This is a genomic window from Candidatus Formimonas warabiya (assembly GCF_002777255.1).
GTDB classification, from domain to species: Bacteria; Bacillota; Dehalobacteriia; order Dehalobacteriales; family Dehalobacteriaceae; genus Formimonas; species Formimonas warabiya.
On record NZ_CP017634.1, the window covers coordinates 2,458,209 to 2,479,344 of the forward strand.

7 protein-coding genes are annotated in these 21,136 nt (G+C 45.0%); all 7 read right to left on the reverse strand.

Features of this window, described 5'->3' with window-relative positions; translation table 11 throughout:
* Positions 1 to 57: 57 nt before the first annotated feature.
* Positions 58 to 1,311, reverse strand: a complete 1,254-nt coding sequence (locus tag DCMF_RS11465; protein WP_472297458.1) for an IS110 family RNA-guided transposase — start codon at positions 1,309 to 1,311, stop codon at positions 58 to 60.
* Between the two features lie 952 nt (positions 1,312 to 2,263).
* On the reverse strand, positions 2,264 to 2,593 hold the full coding sequence (locus DCMF_RS11470; protein WP_148134553.1) for a hypothetical protein: 330 nt from the start codon (positions 2,591 to 2,593) through the stop codon (positions 2,264 to 2,266).
* Between the two features lie 27 nt (positions 2,594 to 2,620).
* Entirely contained in the window at positions 2,621 to 3,406 is a 786-nt protein-coding gene (locus tag DCMF_RS11475) for a polymorphic toxin-type HINT domain-containing protein (protein ID WP_236860250.1), read from the reverse strand.
* A 51-nt stretch (positions 3,407 to 3,457) separates the two neighbouring features.
* Positions 3,458 to 4,705: an IS110 family RNA-guided transposase gene (locus DCMF_RS11480; protein WP_148134555.1), complete on the reverse strand. Its 1,248-nt coding sequence runs from the start codon at positions 4,703 to 4,705 to the stop codon at positions 3,458 to 3,460.
* 996 nt (positions 4,706 to 5,701) lie between these two features.
* Positions 5,702 to 6,241: an RNA 2'-phosphotransferase gene (locus tag DCMF_RS11485; protein WP_148134556.1), complete on the reverse strand. Its 540-nt coding sequence runs from the start codon at positions 6,239 to 6,241 to the stop codon at positions 5,702 to 5,704.
* Positions 6,219 to 6,635, reverse strand: coding sequence for a hypothetical protein (locus tag DCMF_RS11490; RefSeq protein WP_148134557.1), 417 nt, complete (start codon positions 6,633 to 6,635; stop codon positions 6,219 to 6,221). Before DCMF_RS11490 ends, DCMF_RS11485 begins: the two co-directional genes overlap by 23 nt.
* Positions 6,635 to 20,902, reverse strand: coding sequence for a Kelch repeat-containing protein (locus DCMF_RS11495; protein ID WP_236860326.1), 14,268 nt, complete (start codon positions 20,900 to 20,902; stop codon positions 6,635 to 6,637). Before DCMF_RS11495 ends, DCMF_RS11490 begins: the two co-directional genes overlap by 1 nt.
* Between the last annotated feature and the right edge of the window lie 234 nt (positions 20,903 to 21,136).

Genomic DNA, 21,136 nt, shown 5'->3' on the forward strand with positions numbered 1-21,136 from the left:
TATCTCAATCAAAAAAATCAAATTCCTTCCAGAGTTCTGAGCCTTCATTTGTTAAAATCAGTTCTTTCCGTCAGCCTTTTCAAACGGTCTGTATTCCGTCTTGGTCTTCATCATACCGTAGATAATCCTCACAAGCCGCCTCGCCACGCATACAAGCGCCTGCGGTTTATTCTTACCCTCTTTAACCTTCTGTTCAAAGTACTCCCTGAATACCGGGTGTCTTGGTTTTCCGGACGGTGAAATTGCCACCATCTGTATGGCAAGAAAATGGAATATCGCATTCAACGCCCTGTTGCCATTCCTGCATCTTTGGTCTTTGCCTTTTCCGGCAGAGCTGAATTGTACTGGAGCAAGCCCCATAAACCGAGCAAGCTTGTCGGAGTCAGGGAAACGGGTAATATCCCCGATTTCAGATATTAACTGCGCCTCAGTTGCAAGGTCAATGCCCGGCATGGTCTGCAGCTTATAGCCTGTTAAGGGCAGCAGCTTCCGCAGTTCATCGTCAATTTCAGCAATCAGTTCCTTGTTATGCCTGATTTCCTTTACGATGTTTCTGACGATAAAATCCCTTTCCGTCTGATAATCCTTTCTTGTGTCTCCATCTTTTTCAATCATGGCTAATATCTCATGGATGCGCTGCAGCTTCAACGCCTGATGGACTGGCTTTATGGTTTCATATATCTTTTCTGGAGTTGTTGCTTTCACATGCTCCGGCGAAGGGTAGTTCTCCCAGAAGCACATGGCACTCTTGGCATCAATCAGTGCAAAGAATTTCCGGTAAGACGGGTAACTGTAGGATAGCTGGCTGTGCAGCTGGTTTTTGTTCATGACATTGCTCTTTACAATCAAATCCCGTCTTTTTACTATCTGCCGGATAGTCCAGAATATATCCTCATGCCTGGCATCCTGCAGGGAATCCACCATATCCCGTAGTACCCTGGCCACACAATAGGCATCATAGGAGTCATCCTTGTAAATGATAGGGTTTGCAAGCCTTACAGCACTGGTATAAGCCGGATTAACATGCTTTACTTCAAACCTCCTGCCGACCAGATAGGCGGCAAGGTTTCTGCCAAAGCCTCTGGTATCCTCAAGACCAAATACAAATTCTTTTGTACCGCATATTCTCCTCACATCCTCAACAAATGCAGGAAATTTGGAAGGCCTGTTTTCAAAGCTGACCTCACCAAGCTTATTCATCCAACAGTCAATAACCACAGCACAATGCGTGTCTTTATGCATGTCGATTCCAATAAAGCAGGTATTTCTTTTTTGATAAATCCTTATCCTCTCCTTTTTCAATGTCTCCACTACTCATACCGGCAACCTCAATTTAAGAGCGTTAGTCTCTCGACCTCGCAAGGGAACGCCAACCTATCTATTCATAATGTGACAAATTACGTGATTTCAGGCATCACGAACCTTGATACAAGTTTTTATTGTGTGTGATGTTAACTCTGGTTCATAAGGATTGCAAGTAGATTGTGGAGACGATTGCAAAAAAAATCAGAAACAAAAAACAGAGAAGAAAAAATGTTATCGTTTTTTCTTCTCTGCCTGTATCTGTTTTTTATAAGATGCTTTATTAAAAATCTTCCAGGGAGTTTTCCCCCTTAAACCCCCGGCTGTCTCCAATTTTAGCATGGGCAAAAATATCGGTCAAGATATGGTTCACCATGAACCATGGGGTACAAGCCGGTTTATATGTTCGTTACCAGCAGTCTACAGAAGCTGCATGTTACATTTTAATAAATACACTCGTTATCGTTATCCGGCACTTGAATGCATAACGCCACAAGCCACCGTGTGCGGCTGTGTCGCGTTTTGTTAACCGCCATAAGGTGTTTGCCCATTCGGCAAAAATGAAACCGGATTTGGCGGCTTTCTGCGAAAGGGTCTTATCATTCAAAATGCAGACCCAAAATGTGTTTCGTCACCTCAATTGTGGGGTGAACCATGGGGTCGAAAACTGTGCAGGTTAAAGAGGGGTGGTCGCAAGCGACCTCCCCTCGGATCACATCAGCCCGCAATGCGGGCTGTGGCATTTGGCATAGGTGGTCGGAAATGACCGCACGTGTGCCAATAGGTGGTCGTCACTAGCAGATAACCCACATTTCAAGAAGTTTTGTAGGTGCTGTTTTAGGTGGCTGTATATGTTTTCTGAATATTTATGCACCCGTAAGAACACGCCCATGCTGGGCACACAAAAAGAAAGACAGTCATCATATTGACAACCGTCTTTCAATCTAAGATAATTTTTTACTTATTGAATCTCTATCAATTCATCTACATTAACATCACATGTAGGTTTTATTTCATCAAAATATTTTTGTTTATATAGGTTTCTAATAGTACATAAAATCTCCTTTTTATTAACCTCCTTAACTAATATTAAGTTAGGCTCAACTGCATAATAACCTTCACTATCTACTTCACTTTCAAATTCTTGTTGCAGCCTAATAATATCAAAAACTCTTAAATTAAAGTAGATTCCTCCAACTTTTACAAAAACATCTACTCTATATCCTTTTTGAATAGCCTCAAACTCCGATAACTCAGTATCATATTGAAAGTATATTTTTATTTCTTCCATTTTCAACACCGTCCCTATTTATTAGTATTATTTTACTGGTGATGTTTGAATTTGATTTAATTTCCCTTGGAATTCCGCTTGAGTCATTGGATACTTTGGAACAATTTCAAAATGTCCTGGATCTGAACCAACCTGTTTAATTTGTAGCCCTTCAGGCATACTATCTATTTTGTATGCTCCTCCAAACTTAGACATTTTACCCGCATCCGTATTCAATGAGACACCCCTTTGAGGAGTAACCAAACCAGTACTTTTATCTATCTTAACTTCACCTGGTTTTATCGTAAAATCATTACCGCCTCTATAAACATTCATCTCACAGGTATTGTGAACAAGAATTTTACTTTCTGAAACATAGTATGTGTGCCAGTCTTCCACCTCGAAGTTGTAAATCTTAATAGCTTCATCAAGTTTCTCTACAATGGTTTTATCAACGGCAACAATACTTCCATTGTACAGCCTAACCTTATCTCCTGCTTGAAGTTCACCAGCAGCTACCCAGCCCTTCCCTTCAACCCAGAATGGATGAGTCGACGTTGCTTTTATCTCTTCCTGCCCAACAAACACATGGATTAACTCTTTGGTTTCATTGATGAATACGTCCCTTACCTTCTTTAATCCTTTTTCTCCTGTCTCTGGGTTTTCTGAATATACTTCATCACCAACTTTGATATCCTTTATTTCCTTATAAACATATTTTGTTGGGATAAGAGTATCCCCAGTGAAACATATACCACCTTCTATAGCCTTACTCGTTCCCTCACTACAAGAACTATCCTCATTATATAATTCCTGTCCCAATTCCTCAACCAAAAAATGCAAGTAACTTCCAGTGCCTTAAATGTCTGTTTTTGAATTAACTTTTTACAAATCTTTTTGATACGGCCTGTATTCTGTCTTTGTCTTCATCATACCATAGATAATCCTCACAAGCCGCCTTGCCACGCACACAAGCGCCTGTGGCTTGTTCTTGCCTTCTTTAACCTTCTGTTCAAAATACCCCCTGAATACCGGGTGCCTCGGTTTTCCTGACGCTGATATGGCTACCATTTGTACCGCCATGAAATGGAATATGGCATTTAATGCCCTGTTGCCATTTCTGCACCTTTGGTCTTTTCCCTTTCCGGCGGAGCTGAATTGCACAGGGGCCAGACCCATGAACCGGGCCAGCTTGTCAGAATCCGGGAAACGGTTGATATCTCCGATTTCAGATATTAATTGTGCTTCGGTAGCAAGGTCAATGCCCGGCATGGTATGCAGCTTATAGCCTGTTAAAGGCAGCAGCTTCCGCAGTTCATCATCTATTTCGGCAATCAATTCCTTGTTGTGCCTGATTTCCTTTACAATGTTTCTGACGATAAAATCCCTTTCGGGCTGATAGTCCTTTCTTGTGTCTCCATCCTTTTCAATCATGGCTAGAATCTCATGGATACGCTGCAGCTTCAGTGCCTGATGGACCGGCTTTATGGTTTCATATATCTTTTCCGGCGTTGTTGCCTTCACATGCTCCGGCGAAGGGTAGTGCTCCCAGAAGCACATGGCACTCTTGGCGTCAACCAGGGCAAAGAACTTCCGGTAGGACGGATAGCTGTAGGATAGCTGGCTGTGCAGCTGGTTCTTGTTCATCACATTGCTCTTTACGATCAAGTCCCGCCTTTTCACCAACTGCCGTATCGTCCAGAAGATATCCTCCTGCCTGGCATCCTGCAAGGAGTCCACCATATCCCGGAGTACCCTGGCCACACAATAGGCATCATAGGTGTCATCCTTGAAGATAATAGGGTTTGATAGCCTTACAGCGCTGGTATAGGCCGGATTGACATGCTTTACCTCAAACCTCCTGCCGACCAGGTAGGCCGCAAGGTTTCTGCCAAAGCCTCTGGTATCCTCCAGGCCAAATACAAATTCCTTTGTACCGCATATTCTCCTCACATCCTCCACGAATGCAGGAAATTTGGAAGGCCTGTTTTCAAAGCTGACCTCCCCGAGCTTATTCATCCAGCAGTCAATAATCACAGCACAGTGCATGTCTTTATGCATGTCAATTCCAATAAAGCAGGTATTTCTTTTTTGGTAAATTCTCATCCTCTCCTTTTCATTTGTCTCCACCACTCACACCGGCAACCTCAATTTAAGAGCGTTAGTCTAAGAACCTTAGTTCTTTGACCTCGCAAGGGAACGCCAACCTATCCATTCATAGTGTGACAAATTACATGATTTGCACTGTTTTTCAGTGCTTGGCATCACGAGCCTTGGTTCATTCTTACGTTGTGTGTGATGTTAGCTCTGATACAGAAAGATTGCAAGTAGATTGTTTGAATGTCTGCAAGAAAAATCAGAAGAAAAAACAGGGAAGAAAAAATGTTATAGTTTTTTCTTCCCTGCAGGTATCTGTATTTTTATGATGTGCTTTATTAAAAATCCTCCAGGTAGTTTTCCCCCTTAAACCCCCGTCTGCCCCCATTTTAGCATGGACAAAAATACTGGTCAAGCTATGGTTCACCATGAACCATGGGGGATGGGCTGTGCCTCATGAACTGCGCAGAAACCGGGCTGGAGGAATTGATCCGTACAGCACGTTTTCAATCATCAAAACTCTTGCCCCTGTGTGACGACGTGTTACCCTGTTTCCGATTTTCAAGCGACTCTGGGGTACGAATACCCCTAAACAGATTGAGAAGAAATTTGAGGGCAATATGACGACTGTTTGTTTCGATACTTTTTCGAACAAATTGTGCTGAACCCACCGGTTTATTTTGATGCTGGTTAAAGAGAGGTGGTCGCTGAGCGCCCCCTCTCGGATTACATCAGCCCGCAACGCGGGCCGCGGCATTTGGCATAGGTGGTCGGAATAAGCCATAGTGTGTCGGGAAAGGTGGTCGAGATAGGCTGTAAGTGCCCATTTACTAGCGTTTTAAAGGTGGTCTTTAAGGTGGCTGTTAATGCTGACAGCTATCTGTTATTTTTTATAGCACTTATTCCATATGGAAATTTTCTTATTGGGGGATTTAAAAAGCTTACACTACAATGGTTTCGCTTTATAAATTTTATGTCTACTCCCATGATAAAAAGAAAGGCCACATCAGCTTATACTGTGTGACCTTCATTTTACTTAAATCTAATGTATTTACTTGGGATAGAGTCAGCTAACCAAACTTTATCATTACCAAGAAAAAATTTCACGCCTGTATTCCATGCTTCTAAAGCACAAATTCTTAGCAGTATCGGTTCATCGTCTCGTCTTTTACCAACCTGTAAAGCTGTCTCAGTATCAACAGATAAGTGAACATACTGTCGATTCTGAGGTAGAAGACCTTTTTCTTTTATTGCTTGAATAAAACGCCTTGCTGTACCATGGTACAATATTTCAGGTGGAGCCTTAGGTTCTTTTAAAACTTTTTGCGGAATAGAATGTCCATATAACGCCCTAAGCTTTCCACATGCAATCTCATGACGTTTTTTATCGGACTTCTCTATCATTACATGCAAATCCTGCTCATTTAATTCCTGCCACTCTTTGCACTCATGTAGAGAGGAAAGTAATTGCGTAATATCAACCCAGCCTTCACCATCCAATTCCAATTCATATTCCCATGGAGCATGACGCAAAGCATATGATACTTCCTTACTTAACTTCAAATAGTCCATTTATACCGCCTTCTTTTGTTTCCAGTATTTTGTAGTCTCTTGCTATAAACTCAAATAATCCATTGCTATCTAAAAATATTGCATAATGCTTTATATTCCAATAATCAGCTATTTCCTTATTGATTTCCCTTAATTCTTTAACCCATTCAGAATCTGTTATCTCAACAAGAGTATCATAAGCCCCAAGTAACGACTTGATAAACTTCTCTGTAGTATGTCTATGTGCTTGTACTGCGTCAAACACAATACCTGAGTTAAAAACAGCATCGTTCTTTTCCTCGTCGTAATAATCAAATAGTAGCAACGCATCTCCACCTGGATAAATTAATTTTACGCCACCCTCTGCAATACATGTAGACGGCACAGGAAATTCCCATAACTTATTGGTTCCCATTATTTATTACCTCCGCTCATTCTAACTGTAGGCGTTCCTGCTGAAGTAAGCCCATTCCTTGATAATTGACCAGTCAGCATATCTTCAAAAAGTTGATTACCTGTTTGATTTACTGCATTCCACTGACTCCTAGGTATGCCTGCTTGAGTTAATGCTTGTGATGACCTTGTGTTTAATATTAGTGAGTTTCCGTCTCTTACAACATAATCAATCGGAACGTCTGATGCTTTTATTGTGCCATTTTTTAATGCATTTGCCAAATCGTCAACTGTATTTATAGGTTTACCTGCCAAGTCAGAGTAAATTTTAATACCATCTTTACTAAAAGTTGAACTGTACGTTTTCTGCGCAAAATTCGCATTGTCCAAAACTCCAGACTTAACCGTTCCCTCAACAATTTCCTTTCCTGCTTTACCTATTTCTCTTACTAATTTGCCACTAACCACCGGAATAAACGCTGCTAAAACTGTTAATCCTCTATCAAGTGGACTCAATTCTTGTTTTTGAATTAAATCTTCACCAGTAATAGCTTCCTGGGCATCTTTTAGATCACCGATTAATGGAGTTGAACTAATTCCCATTGATAAAGCTAGCTTTTCCTCCTCTGGTGATACATAAGGTATCGTAGCCAGCCCAGTTCTATTGTAAACACCAGGGTTTAATTTTATTACATTATTACCCGTCTCCTGGTTTTTTATATCTCCAGTATTTTTTTGGTCCAAATTTGGCAATGTATTTGTGGCATTTTCTGTTTTAGCCGGAATATTGATTATTTGACCTACCTGTATTTTTGTGGGATCCTTGATATCTTTATTTACTTTTAAAATATCTGCAACACTTACATCAAATTTCTTGCCTATTTTCGTTAAGTTGTCTCCGCTTTTTACGAGATATTTTTGTGATTTTTCATTTTTTTCTCTTTCTTCTTTCGCCTTTCGCTCTGCTTCTTTCTTTTTTCTTTCAATCTCTTCTTTTTTAATATGCTGATTACGACTGGTGTCCTTTTTGGGTTTAACCTCTTTCTTTGGTGTAGGTCTTTCAATATGTCCGGTCGGGTCGGTATACATTAAGGGTTCGTTATGACAATAGGTATATAGATTTAAGCTCAACGGGTCATTCGGATTGCCTCTGTATGTGTCTTCTGAGATGAATCTTGCTGTTACCGGATCATAATATCTGGACATGAGGTAGTAGTACCCGGTCTCCTGATCATGCTGGTAGCCCGCATATTTGAAGGGGTTGTTGATGGTTCCCGTGCTCTCGGGGATGTTCCCGAATGCATCATAGTAGTAGGTAGCTAAAATGGTTCCTGCGGAATTGATGAGAGCCGTGACATCTCCATGTCCGTTGTACATGTAGTAGGCTGTGATTCCGGATACGTTCCTGGAGATAAGACTGGTGCCCCAAATATTCCTTGCTGTCTGGTTCCCGGCACTGTCCAGTTCGAGAAGGATCTGGTCGCCTTCATATAAGTATTTCGCCACCTGACCATTTATTTCCTTTTTTACCCGGATCCCTTCGCCGTTATAGGTGTTGTTGAGGGTTGTCCCGTCCGGCATGCTGGTGGTGAGGAGCTGGTTCAGCCTGTCATAGGTGCTGTTGGTTATTTTCGCCGTTTGGGGCACGCCGTTGAGGTAAGGTGTTTGACTTACCGTCAGCTGGTTTCCGTTATTGTCATAGGTGTAAGCATTTGTTTCTGTGGTGACTCCGTTCCGGGTTGTGGCAGTTCCCGTTAACCGGTTTTGGTTGTTGCAGGTATAGGTGGTGATATCGGTATTGCCCTGGTACACTACGGTTTGCGTTGCCCTGTTTCCCCCTGCGTCGTAGGTATAGGTTGTTGTCCTGCCGTTGGGTTCGCTTACGCTCCCCAGGCGGTTTAAGTCATCGTAGGTGTAGGTGGTCGTTCCTTTCCCGTCTGTTTTTGACGTTTGGTTGCGGGCGGCATCATAGGTGTAGCTATAGGTGTCTATGACGGTCTGGTTTGCTTTTTTGTTCACCAGGGTGTTGAGCAGGTTGTCGTCGTAATAGGTATATGTTTCGCTTGATCCGTCAGGATACTGGGTGCTTTGTTTGTTCCCGTTGTCGTAGTATGTGTAGGTGGTCGTCTGTCCTCCGGCGGTGACGTTGACCAGTCTCCCTGCTTTGTCAAAGATTTTTTTGGTGACGTTCCCTTTGGGGTCGGTACTGGTTTCTCCTGCGTTTCCCGGGCTGAGGCCTGCCGTATCGTCATAGAGGAAGGTGATTGTGCCGATGCCCGGCACAATTTTTGTTTTGACCCGGTTCAGCTGGTCATAGGTCCGGGTGGTGGTGCCGGTGCTGTCCGTGATGGTAAGCTGGTTGCCGTTGCCATCGTAAGTATAGGAAATGTTTATGGAACCGGCCACCTGTGTGAGCATTCTCCCGTGTACGTCATAGGTGTATGTGGTGCTGTTGCCGTTCCGGTCTACCTTGGTGGCCAGGTTCCCATCGGCATAGTAAGTGTAGCTTTCTACCTTGGATGGGGTATAGGTGTAATTCCCCGGGGTCCCTGTTCTGCCCCCATGGTCGATTTTTCTGATGGGTTTGTTGGCCACGTTGTATTCAAAGGTGGTGACGTTGCCTTTGCCGTCGGTCTGGGTGAGCATGTTGCCGTTTAAGTCATAGGTGTAACTGGTGGTTTCATTTTTGGCATTGACCACGGATATGAGCCGGTTGAAGGTGTCATAATTGAAAGTGGTGGTCTTGTTCCTGCCGTCGGTTTTGGTCTTGATGTTTCCGGCGTTGTCATAGGTTTGGCTGGTGGTGTGGTTCAAGGGGTCTATAGTGCTTAAGAGCCGGTTGTTTTTGTCGTAGGTGTATTGGGTCAGTTTATTTAGGGCGTCGTATGATTTGACCTGGACGCTGTTATGGTTATACTCCAGTTTTTCTATCGTTTTATTGAAAGGATCAATTTTCTGGATCAGCCTGTTCAACGGGTCATAAACATTGCTATAGGTATTGCCCTTCCAGTCGGTTTGGCTGGTTTGATTGCCGTTATGGTCATACCCGTAGGTCGTGATTTGTTGCAGGGGGGTGCCGTTTAAGTTGGTGACGGTTATTTTTGAAGCTGTCATCCGGTTTACTTCGTCAAAGAGGTTTTCTTGGGCGGCATTGTTGCCGTCGGTGACAAATCTTTGGTTGCCGGCTTTGTCATATTTTACAGTGGTTGTGACCAGCTGGGTGCCGTCGGATTTTTGTTGGCTATGGGACAATTCCCGGCCCTGGTTGTCATAGCTGTACAGGTCTATAATTCCGGCCGAGTGTGTCTTTTTCTTTACGTGTCCCAGTTCGTCATACTGGTACGTGATATTGCTCCCGGGGATGCTGGCGTCTCCGGGCAGAGTTGTTTTTCTGATTTGGCCCAAAGCGTTGTATTCAAAATTTGTGGTGTTGTTATTTCCGTCTTTCTGGGTCAGCAGCCGGTCCGCCAGGTCATAGGTGTTGGTTTGCACCGTCTGATTGTTGACTTTAACCATGAGGATATTGTCCCCATCGTCATAGGTATAGTCCGTGTAGTTGCCGTTGGCATCGGTTTCTTTTGTTTTTCTGCCTAACCCGTCGTATTCATATTTTAAGGTATAGGCCAGGGACCGGTCTTTGTTTACCGGATCTAAAAGGGTTATGGTCTGATTAGCCGGGTTATAGGTATATTCCGTCCCGTAACCGGAATTGATTTTATCCTCTGCCGTAGTACCGGTTCCGGCCTCGTAGCCCAAGGCATCCAGTTCTTTGACGGTATTCCCGTTGGCATCGTATTTGTAGGCTTTGGCCACATAGCCGGCCCACTGACCGGTAGTCGGATCCATATATTTATATGCCAGGGTCTTGATCCGGGACATTTGATCGTAGGTGTATTCGGTCCGGTTCATCTGATCCAGGGTTTTTGCCGGGTCATAATGATTGGGCGATACTTCGGCAATGACCCTGCCGACCCGGTCATAGTAGCTTGCGGCCACTTTTCCCTTGGCATCGGTTACTTTAGAGAGGAAGTCCCGCTGGTCGTAAGTGTAGGTGGTGGTATGGTTATTGGCGTCGGTTTCCGTGAGGATGCTTCCGGTCCAGTTGAATCTCTTGGTATGGGAAATGGTTACCGGACTGCCGAATTCGTCCTGGCCAGGCATGCTGATGCCAGTCTGCCGGTCCAGGTTGTCGTAATTGTATGTAATCACTATATGATCCGGACGGGTTTCTGTTTTCAGGTTGCCGTTTTTGTCGTAAGTATATGTTGTGCTTAATACGGCATCCTGATTATTCGCAAAATCCTGCCCGGACAGGTCGCCCTGCCGTACGTGCAATTTTTCTTCGCTTGGTTTGCCAAAGTAATTGTTGATATATTCAGTGGTAATTTTATTTGCAGCATCGGTGTAGACGTCTTTTTTGCTCAGGTTGCCGTCTCCATCGTACTGGTACTCGGTTTTCCGGCCCGCACTGTCCCTTTGGGATTTTAACTTTCCGTCCCGGTAATAGTCGTAATAGGTTGTTACTAAGCCGGCCGGTATTTCGTAGAGCCCTACCGTGGTTTTTCCGGTTTTCTCTTCTTTGACCCTGCCGGCTTTGTCATAGACTTTTCCTGAATAGGTGTATTTGATGGTGCCGCTGATGTTTTCCGCCGGGGTCCATTGTTCTGTTTGACGGTTTAAGCCGTCATATTTATAGCAGGTGGTATTGCCCCGGGCATCTGTGGTAGAAGCTACGGTGCCATTGGCATTGTATACGGTGGCAGTATACGTCCCATCCGGGTTATCCTGCCTGATCAGCCGTCCCGCATAATCATAAGTATATCCGGTAACCATGGTTTCTGTATCGCTAATAAACCTGGTGTGGATTTTTTGCGTGTTCCAGGTACTCCCGTTTGCTTGAATGGCGTAACTATACCTTTCCAGCGCTACCGGGGAGGCGGCGGCATTTTCTTTAAAATATACGGCAGTAAGCCTGTTTAATACATCATAATCATACTGGTATACCCCGTTGTTGGGCTTGGTCTCAGTGAGCACATTGCCGTATAAATCATAGGTATAGGTGGTCCTATTGTTTTCCGGGTCGGTTGCGGACTGCACCACCCCGCTGGGGTAATAGGCATATCTGGATCCATGATCGCCGCTGTACGTATGATTCGCCAGGTTGTCGAAAGCCGGATTATATAGATTCGCCGAGACCTCTTTGGTCTTTCTCCCCATGTTGTCATAGATCGTCCGGGTGACCTCGCCGCCGTGCCGGGTTGTTTTTTCGATGCGGCCATTGCTGTCGTAAACATAGGCGGTCTGGTAAAGCTTGGGCGATACTTCTCCTGTCTTCCAGCCAATCTGGTTGTAGCTGTATGTGGTAACGGCGTTTTCCGGGTTCGTAACGGTCTTAAGGTTGCCCGCTGCATCGTATGTGTAGACGGTAATATCTCCTTCCGGATCGGTTTCCGACTTCAACAGCCCTTTAAGTTTATACCCCAATTGCTGGGCTTCCGTATCCGTATAATAACTATAGGCAGTGATGGCAAACTTGGATTCGTCGCATCCCGGGGCATACTGGTCCGTTCCGTTCAAAGGCCAGGCGGCCTTTAACAGATTGATCTTGTTCGTATCATAAATATAAAAAATATATTTCCCGTTCTCATCTTTCTCCCAAAGCCGGTTATTCTTTTCATCGTAGGCAAATTCTTTGTACGAAAAATCCGGGTTCACCATTTTCACGATATTTCCCCGGCTGTCTCTTTCATAGGCGGTTCTGTTTCCATTCCGGTCGGTAACGGATTGCTCTTCCCCATATTTGTTTATTCCTTTGGCATCAAGGCTATATAATGTCATGGTCCTTCTGCCGTCCGGTTCCTGCACCTGAATGGGATAGAGGGAACTGTCATACCAGGTTGCGCTTTCTCTTCCGTTGACATCTTTTACGGTCAGCTTACGGTACGCGGTATCATAAGTGTAAGTGCTGGAATTCCCTAAGGCATCTGTGATCTGAGCCACTCTGGCATTTTTATCTCCCGCCGAGGTATCATAGACAATGGATTCAATCAAATTATTGTCGTTGTCCCTTATTTGGGCCAGATACCCTTTGGCATCATAGGAGTACCTTGTGATCTTACCCATGGGATCAATGGCCCGAACCAGCTTTTTGTTTTCATACTCATAGCGGACTACCCTGCCCAGGGGATCGGTAATACTTTCTATTAAGCCGTCGCTATTGTATGTGAGATTAAATACCCGCTGGGCTGGGTCGGTAATCTTGGTAATTCTTTTCGTTGTGGCATCAATGGTGATGTTGATTTGATTTCCATTTCTGTCCTTTATCCACCAAAGAATGTTGTTATTAAAACCATACGTATACTGATCCTTGGTAGTCAGGATCTGGTAATAGCTGTCATAAGTGCTGCGCGAGTCCTCGGCAATAAAGTCTCCTCTGGAATTTCTGGAAAAGGTCATGACACTCCCGTTTGGCAACCTTATAGTTTCCCAACCGGGTTTGTATTCACTGCTTCCTTCGAATCCAAAGGTCCAGCCTTTTCCCAGCAGGCCGCTTTCACGGTCGTCTCTTGAATTGTACGTACGGCTGATCTCCATGCTAAATCCAGGCATAGCAACTTCCATATCTGTATAAGTACGGGCAAAGTTGCCGGATAGATTGACCGTATTTTCTCCCAGGTGGACCAGTTCATAGGTAGAACTGTTTACTTCCTCCCCGCTTAAATCACCCGCTTCCACCTTGGCGTCAAAGGGAATACCCCCGATCGCATAAATCTGGGCGTCAATACCGGCCGTTCCAAAAGAATACCTGGCCGAAGGCATATTTGCCAGGGTGCTCCAGCTATCGGTGATGGGGTCATACTCTTCCACTGCGCTTAATGCCCCGGTATTAAATCCGCCGATCACATAGATTTTACAATTTACCACAAGGATGCCAAAGCTTTTCCGGGCAGTTGGCATATTTGCCTTGGTTTTCCAGCTGTTTGTAACAGGATCATATTCCTCTACTTTATTGCTTGGGCTGCCATTATCACCGCCAATGGCATAGAGTTTACCGAATACGCCAACTACTCCCAAATCCCTCCGGGCGGTTGGCATATTTGCCCGGGCGATCCAGGTGTTTGTTAAGGGATCATAGACCTCCAGGGTATCTTTATATCCGTTGCTGTAACCCCCGACAGCATAGATTTTCCCGTCCATGCTGTTGACGGCCAGACTTGTTCTTGGGGTAGGCATATTTGTTTTGGGGCTCCATTGGTTATTGGACGGATCGAACTCTTCCGTGGCAGCGAGTTCCCCAACATTATTGCTGCCGCCTATCGCATAAATTTTATTGTTTAAAACAGCGGCCCCCAGGCCCGTTCTAGCTGTGAGCATATTCGCCTTCGGACTCCAGCTGTTGCCGGTTGGGTTAAACTCTTCCACTGTATCCTTGTATGTGGTGCTATATCCCCCCATGGCATAGACCTTTCCGTTTGCAGCGGCTGCGGCCAGGCCATACCTTCTGGTGGGCATGTCGGCTCTGGTACTCCAAATGCCACTTGCCGGATAATATTCCTCCACCGTGTCCAGGTAGCCATTATTGTTGTAACCGCCGATGAGATAAATCTTTTCTCCTTGGGCGCTGGCCCCAAAATAGGCCCTTTGATTCAACGCGCTGGTCTTGTTGATCCAGAGCTTGACGGTAGGGTCATATTCCGAGGTAACACTAAGGCTGCTTTCGCCTGAATAACCGCCCAGCGCGTATATTTTCCCGTTTACAACAGCCGCACCAAGGCCATACCTGGGTGCCGGCATATCCGGCAGGGCACTCCAGGTATCGGCTAATGGATCATATATTTCCCCTGATCTTAATTCACCGCTGTTCCTCCCCCCCATGACCACACCTAGTCCATTCAGATTGACCAGGCCAAAATCATATCTTGCCGTAGTCATATGAGCCTTTGTTGTCCAGGTATTGGTAACCGGATTGTATTCTTCCACCGTGCTGAGGCTAGTGCCGTTGTATCCTCCCATGGCATAGATCCGGCCGTTTAAGGTTAAAACGCCTAATCCGGCCCGTGCCGTAGGCATATTGGCTTTGGAAACCCAAATATTCTGCCCCGGATCGTACTGTTCGACTGTATTTAGGTAGATGCCACCGTTTGACCCGCCAATCGCATAAATTTTACCGTCTAAAGATACTGTTCCTAAATCTTTCCGGGCAGTAGGCATAGAGGCTTTGACTGACCAGTTATTGCCATCGTATTGTTCTACGGTATTTAACACCGCAGCCCCATTGAAGCCGCCAATCGCATATACTTTTCCATTTGCCTCAGTGACACTAAGGTTGCTTCTGGGCGTAAATCTTGCGACCTCAACACTGTAATGGTCCAATTCCGGATCATAAGCCTCAACAATACTTAATATTTCTGTTGCACTACCATTACTGTATTTACAGCCACCCATTGCATAAATTTTGCCATTAATTGCTGCGGTACAGAGATAACCTCTGGATGTAGGCATGCTGGTTTTTACACACCATGTATTCGTACTTAAATCATATTCCTCGTTAACATCCATGTTAACAGAATTGATGCCGCCCATGGCATAAATTTTGTTATTAAACAGTACTGCGCCTAAGCCCATCCTAGCCGTGGGCATACCAATTTTTGTTGTCCAGGTATTGGTCTGAGGGTCATAAACTTCTACCGTATTCAAATAATTAATTCCGTTATACCCGCCTATAACATAAATTTTATTGTCAACTACCACGGCAGTTACACCGGACCTGGCCGTAGGCATATTGGCTTTTGGTGTCCAGGTTTTAGTAGCCGGATCAAATTCTTCAACTTTATTAAGATAGGAAGTCCCATCATAACCGCCCATGGCATAGATTTTCCCATTTACCGCCGCGGCACCAAAATCACTCCTTCCGGAAGTCATATTGGCTCCATTATGCCACTTATTATCCGATGGGTCATATACCTCCATTGAGGCTAAATATTCAGCAGCGCATTCTCCCCCCATCGCATAAACCTTGCCGTTTACTGCCGCTACTCCGGGTCCTTTCCCGGTACCGCTCATGTATAAATGATTACTCCAGGTATCGGTGCCGGGGTCATACATTTCGCTATCCCCATATGGGTAACCGGAAACACAAAAAATCTTTCCGTCCAGCAGGGTTGCCCCAAAATCATACCTGGCTGAAAGCATATTGGACTTAATGCTCCAAGTACTGTCTGCCATTTTAAACTCTTCAACGGTTCCCACCGCTTGACTGCCGTTATTTCCTCCAATAGCATATATTTTGCCGTTGACAGCAATTGCCCCCAGTCCGGATCTTGCCGAGGTCATATTAACGTCAGAAGACCAGGTATTGGTTACCGGATCAAATTTTTCCACAATATCATATATCTTGCCTGCTCCATAAGGACTTTCATATAGACCCCCGATAGTAAATACTTTTCCGTTTTCGAACGCTATGCCAAAGCCAGACCGGGCTGTTGGCATAAGGGCCTTTGTAGACCATGTGTCTGTAACCGGATTATACTCTTCAACTATCTTTTGAGAAGTCCCGTTTGTTCCCCCCACAGCATACATTTTACCATTGACCGTTACAACCCCTAATTTGGACCGGGCTGTAGGCATGCTTGTCTTTGTGCTCCACGTATTGGTTCCCGGATCAAATGCAAAAACATTGTTTTTATATTGGGTCCCGTCATGTCCCCCAAAAACATAGATCTTTCCGTTATATACTGAAATTCCAAAGTCTTTTCTTCCCTGAGGCATACTCGCTTTGGAAACCCATGTATTGAGAACCGGATCGTACTCCTGGACGATGTTGGTCACACCTGACTGGTTAGAGCCCCCCAGCGCATAAACTTTTCCGTTTACCGCTGCACCGCCAAGGCCGGCTCTCGCTGTGGGCATACCGGATTTCAGGCTCCATGAATTTGAAGCCCCATTATACTCTTCCACCGTATTTAAGTAAGTCCCATTGTAGCCGCCGATGGTATAAATTTTTCCATTAGATTCAGAAACCCCAAAATCCGATCTGGCTGTAGGCATACCGGCTTTTATCGTCCACGGGCTGACCACCGGGCTGTATTCCTCTACATTACCAACAATATCCCCATTACCAATTCCACCAAGGGTATAAATTTTTCCATTGAGGACTGTAGTGGCAAAATATATCCTGCCTAAATACATATTTTCTTTATTCTTTTTCTGCCAAAGACCTTTTACGGGATCATATTCCAGCACTTCCTCCGGTGTACTGGATCCCCCCATCACATAGATTTTGCCATTCAGGGCCGCAGCGCCAAGTCCCATCTTTTTTGTGGGCAGTTGCGTTATATAAGCCCATTGATTAGAAATCGGGTCATAGGTCCTAACTTCAGGCCTATCATTGCTTCCGTAATGACCCCCGATGACATAAATTTTATTGTCTAAAGACGTAACCGCCTCATAGCAGCCCTCATGTGAGGAATCATCCTTTTTAACCCATGTGTCTGTTGCCGGATTATATTCTTCCACATCAGACAAAGTATATCGGATAGAAGTATCTGTTCCATCAATCGCATAAATCTTATTATTAACCACAGCAATTCCAAAGGCATATCTGGCTGTAGGCATACTGGCTTTTGTGCTCCATGTGTTTGTCATCGGATTATACTCTTCAACCATATTTAATGCACCGCTGCTATTATGTCCCCCGATGGCATAAATTTTTCCGTTAACTGCGGCCACTCCTAGATCTTCCCTTGCTGTGGGCATGCTTGCTTTGGCTGTCCAGGTATCGGTTAGAGGATTGTATTCTTCTATGGTATTCTTATAGCCGTTGTTATAACCGCCGATAGCATATATCTTTCCGTTAACAACCGCCGCCCCAAGCCCGCTTCTTGGCGTGGGCATACTTTTTACCGGTTTCCAATTAGCGAAGGGCAATCCATATTCCTCGACCTTGTTTACATAGTTGGATCCCTCGCTTCCACCAATAGCATAGATCCTGCCATTAACAGCAGCAACGCCATGCCTAGAACGGCTTGTCAACATATTATTCCTTATACCCCAGGTGTTGGTAATAGGATTGTATTCTTGCACTGTTCTTGTCGCTCCACCGGAGTCCGAACCACCAACCACATAAATATTGCCGTTCACAGCTGTTACTCCCGAATATGTTTTTCCCATTACCAGACTTGCCTTAGCACTCCAGGTATTGGCCACCGGATCATATTCCTCGACTGTTCTCAAATGATTACTATTTTTTCCTCCAACTGCAAATATTTTGCCGTTGATAGAAGCCAGCCCAAGGCCGCATCTGGCCGTGGGCATACTTGCCTTCGCAACCCAGGTATTTGTAGCCGGGTTGTATTCTTCAACCGTGTTAAGATACCATTCCGCTATATTGGAATTAAATCCGCCCACCGCATAAATTTTTCCGTTTAGATCTGTTACTCCTAATTCACTCCTTGCTGTGGGCAAGCTTGCCTTTGTGGCCCAGGTATTCGTGGCCGGATTGTATTCTTCAACCGTGTTAAGGTAATACCCCGTGATATCGAGATTGTATCCACCCACCGCATAGATTTTCCCATTGGCTACGGCCAGCCCAAGGCCAGATCTGGCTGTGGGCATACTCGCCTTAGTAGTCCAGGTATTTGTAGCGGGGTCATATTCTTCAACGGTATTTAGCCAATTTGTATTGTAGCCACCAATAGCATAAATTTTTCCGTTTAGGGCCACTACCCCTAGGTCTCTTCTTGCGGTAGGCATACTTGCTTTCACGTTCCATTCGTCCACGGCAAAAAGGTTAAATTCTCCTTCTCCTGTCCCGTTATTCCCGGTATCCTGGTTAATTTCTTCCGGGATCGGGATGATATCGTCACCCTTATTAATAAGGGGATCAGCCAGTGCATCCGTACAATTGATTTTATCCGACCGGTATACCTTTTCCGTGATGGAGGAATACCGGTCCGATGAGATAATAATCCTGTCTTTTATATCCCCGGGAGTCAGGTCCCTATATTTACTCAAAATCAAGGCTGCTGCCCCGGAAACAAAGGCTGCTGCCTGGGATGTCCCGCCGCTCGCTCCGTAGCTATCCCCCGGTATTGTACTGATGATTTCCTCCCCGGGAGCGGCCACATCAACAGAATCTTCCCCGTAGTTGGAAAAATGGGACAGATGGCCGGTATTATTAATTGAAGCTACGGCGATGATGTTATCCCCGGTTATTGAGGCGGGATAGACCGGATTAATGTCGATATCCGTGTAACTGTTTCCCGCAGCGCAGACAAAGAGCAGTCCCGATTCTTCCATCGCATCTTGAAGGGCCTGGTTCTCGCTGGTGGCCCCCCAGCTGCAGTTGATGATCTTTGCCCCCATTTGTTTGGCATAGCCGATGGCGTCGATGATATCGCTGGTATAGGCCATCCCGTTTTTGAATACCTGTAAAGGCATGATTTGGGCTTGGGGCGCCACACCGCTGATCCCTTTTTCGTTGTTTTGTTCCCCAGCGATGATCCCGGCGATATGGGTGCCGTGCCACTCATCATAGATTAAATCCGGGTTGTGGACGGTATTGGTCTTATCGGCAAAGTTCCAGCCGTTCACGTCATCGATATAGCCGTTGCCGTCATCATCAAGGCCGTTTCCGGGAATTTCTCCGGTGTTGGCCCAGATGTTGTTTCTTAGATCTTCATGGGTAATATCGATGCCGGTATCGAGGACAGCTACAATTACACCGTCCCCTTGGGACCGGTTCCAGGCACCGGACACGTTGGCATCCACCCGGTAATCGTATACTTCCTGAGTGACGGAGTTAAGCTGGGCTTCTTGATAAAGGCCCCATTGCTGATCAAAATATGGATCGTTGACTGTATAACTTTTTATCTGGTTGGTTACTTCCTGGCCATCAAAGGCCGAAACAGCGTTTCCGGCCGGATCCCGAAGGAAATCAGCATCTGCTCCGGGCTGATAGGACATGATGACGATGTCATCCGCAGTGACGGGATTGTCCAGGGTAATGGTGACGGTATCCAGATCCATGGTGATTTGGGCGATGGGGGCGGAATATTCTTCTTCCGTCCCGGGATTTACCCATACGGTAAAGTCTGTTAAGGAGGGAATAAAGTCTTCATTCAATTCTTCGTTAAAGATAAGGGTTAGGCTTTGTTCTTTGATCCGGGCTTTTTCTAAGACCGGGGAGACGGTGTCAACCTCCGGTTGGGGCGTAACATTTTCTACCGGCCTGTTTTGAAAAGCCGGAGCCGGGTTATGGGATAAATCATAAATGGGATTTGTTCCAGGGGCATAGCTGAGCAGTATGTTATCTTCTGATTCCAGTACATTGGACAGCGTAAATGTGACGTTATCCTCATTGACAGAAACCTCTGTGATGCTGTTTTCGCTGTTAGTTTCGTTGATGGTAAGGGTAAAGTCTGTGGGATCAGGGACGCTTTCCTGATCCAGCGACTCGTTAAATTCAAGTACCACCCGGTCCCCGTCTGCGGTGATGGTTTCTATTTCAGGGGCGGTAATGTCGGTTTCTGGGGTGTCGGGTTCCGGGATTTCTATTTCCGGGATGTCGGTATTGGTTTCTTCCTCTGCCGGAGCGCTATTTTCCTCGGATATGATGCCGCTTTCTTCTGCAGGGGCTTCCTGGGAGTCTCCATTCAGGCTCGGAAGTTCTTCAGAAGCAGTAGTTAACTGATAGTCAGGCTGGATGTATTCGATCCCTTGATGGGCATTTTTCTTCTTGAGTTTTGCCATCAGGTCTTTCGATTGCATACCGTTTTTCGTGATCACGATGTCAAACCTTTTATTTTGAGGATTTCTGAAGGATTTGGCATCGTCTTTTAAGGCTGCGGCAATGGCGGCGGAAAAATTTTCTCTTTGCTTGCCGCTTTTGTATTTGATGATAAAGCGGTCGGTTTGATTACTGTCCGGTAATTCGTCTTCCTTTGCAATGTTGTCGGAAACAGGAGTTTCCCATATTTTTTCTGTTTCAGCTTGGTTCTTAGTTAATGCATCCAATAGGGCTAAATCTAATTCCGTTTGGGGGATCTGATCAACGTCTTCGTTGCTTGCTTGGATAGCTGCCTGTTCTTTTTCGTTGGCGGTTTTATCAGCCGCATGTTGTTCGTTGTATTGGTTTAAAGACCATTGCCAGATTTGGAGAGGTCCATGCCATTCTGCCTGTTGTTTCGTTACCGGGATAGTATTTGCGGCCAGGGCAGGCGGACAAACAATAGACGACATAAAAGCAATAATCAGTAACATGGCCATTAAAGATTTACCAAATTTCTTCATTTTCACAAAGCATCCCCCCAAATAAATACTTTAACAAAAAAATACATAAATTTATATTTTATTACTAAATTATTACCATTCTGTTTCATTGTAGAATAAAAAAGAAATTATTGGAATAACCTCGACATTCTTACAAATAAATCGACATTATTTCCCTTTGGGAGATAAATTAGTTTTATTATCGAAACTATTAAGGATACCCTTCACCCCCCCAAAAAAAAAGAAAGCCCTTAC

Bases quoted from the DNA above. Each gene is read 5' to 3' on its own strand.
- DCMF_RS11470 (WP_148134553.1), bottom strand. From the start codon at position 2,593: ATGGAAGAAATAAAAATATACTTTCAATATGATACTGAGTTATCGGAG.
- DCMF_RS11485 (WP_148134556.1), bottom strand. From the start codon at position 6,241: ATGGACTATTTGAAGTTAAGTAAGGAAGTATCATATGCTTTGCGTCAT.
- DCMF_RS11490 (WP_148134557.1), bottom strand. From the start codon at position 6,635: ATGGGAACCAATAAGTTATGGGAATTTCCTGTGCCGTCTACATGTATT.
- DCMF_RS11495 (WP_236860326.1), bottom strand. From the start codon at position 20,902: ATGAAGAAATTTGGTAAATCTTTAATGGCCATGTTACTGATTATTGCT.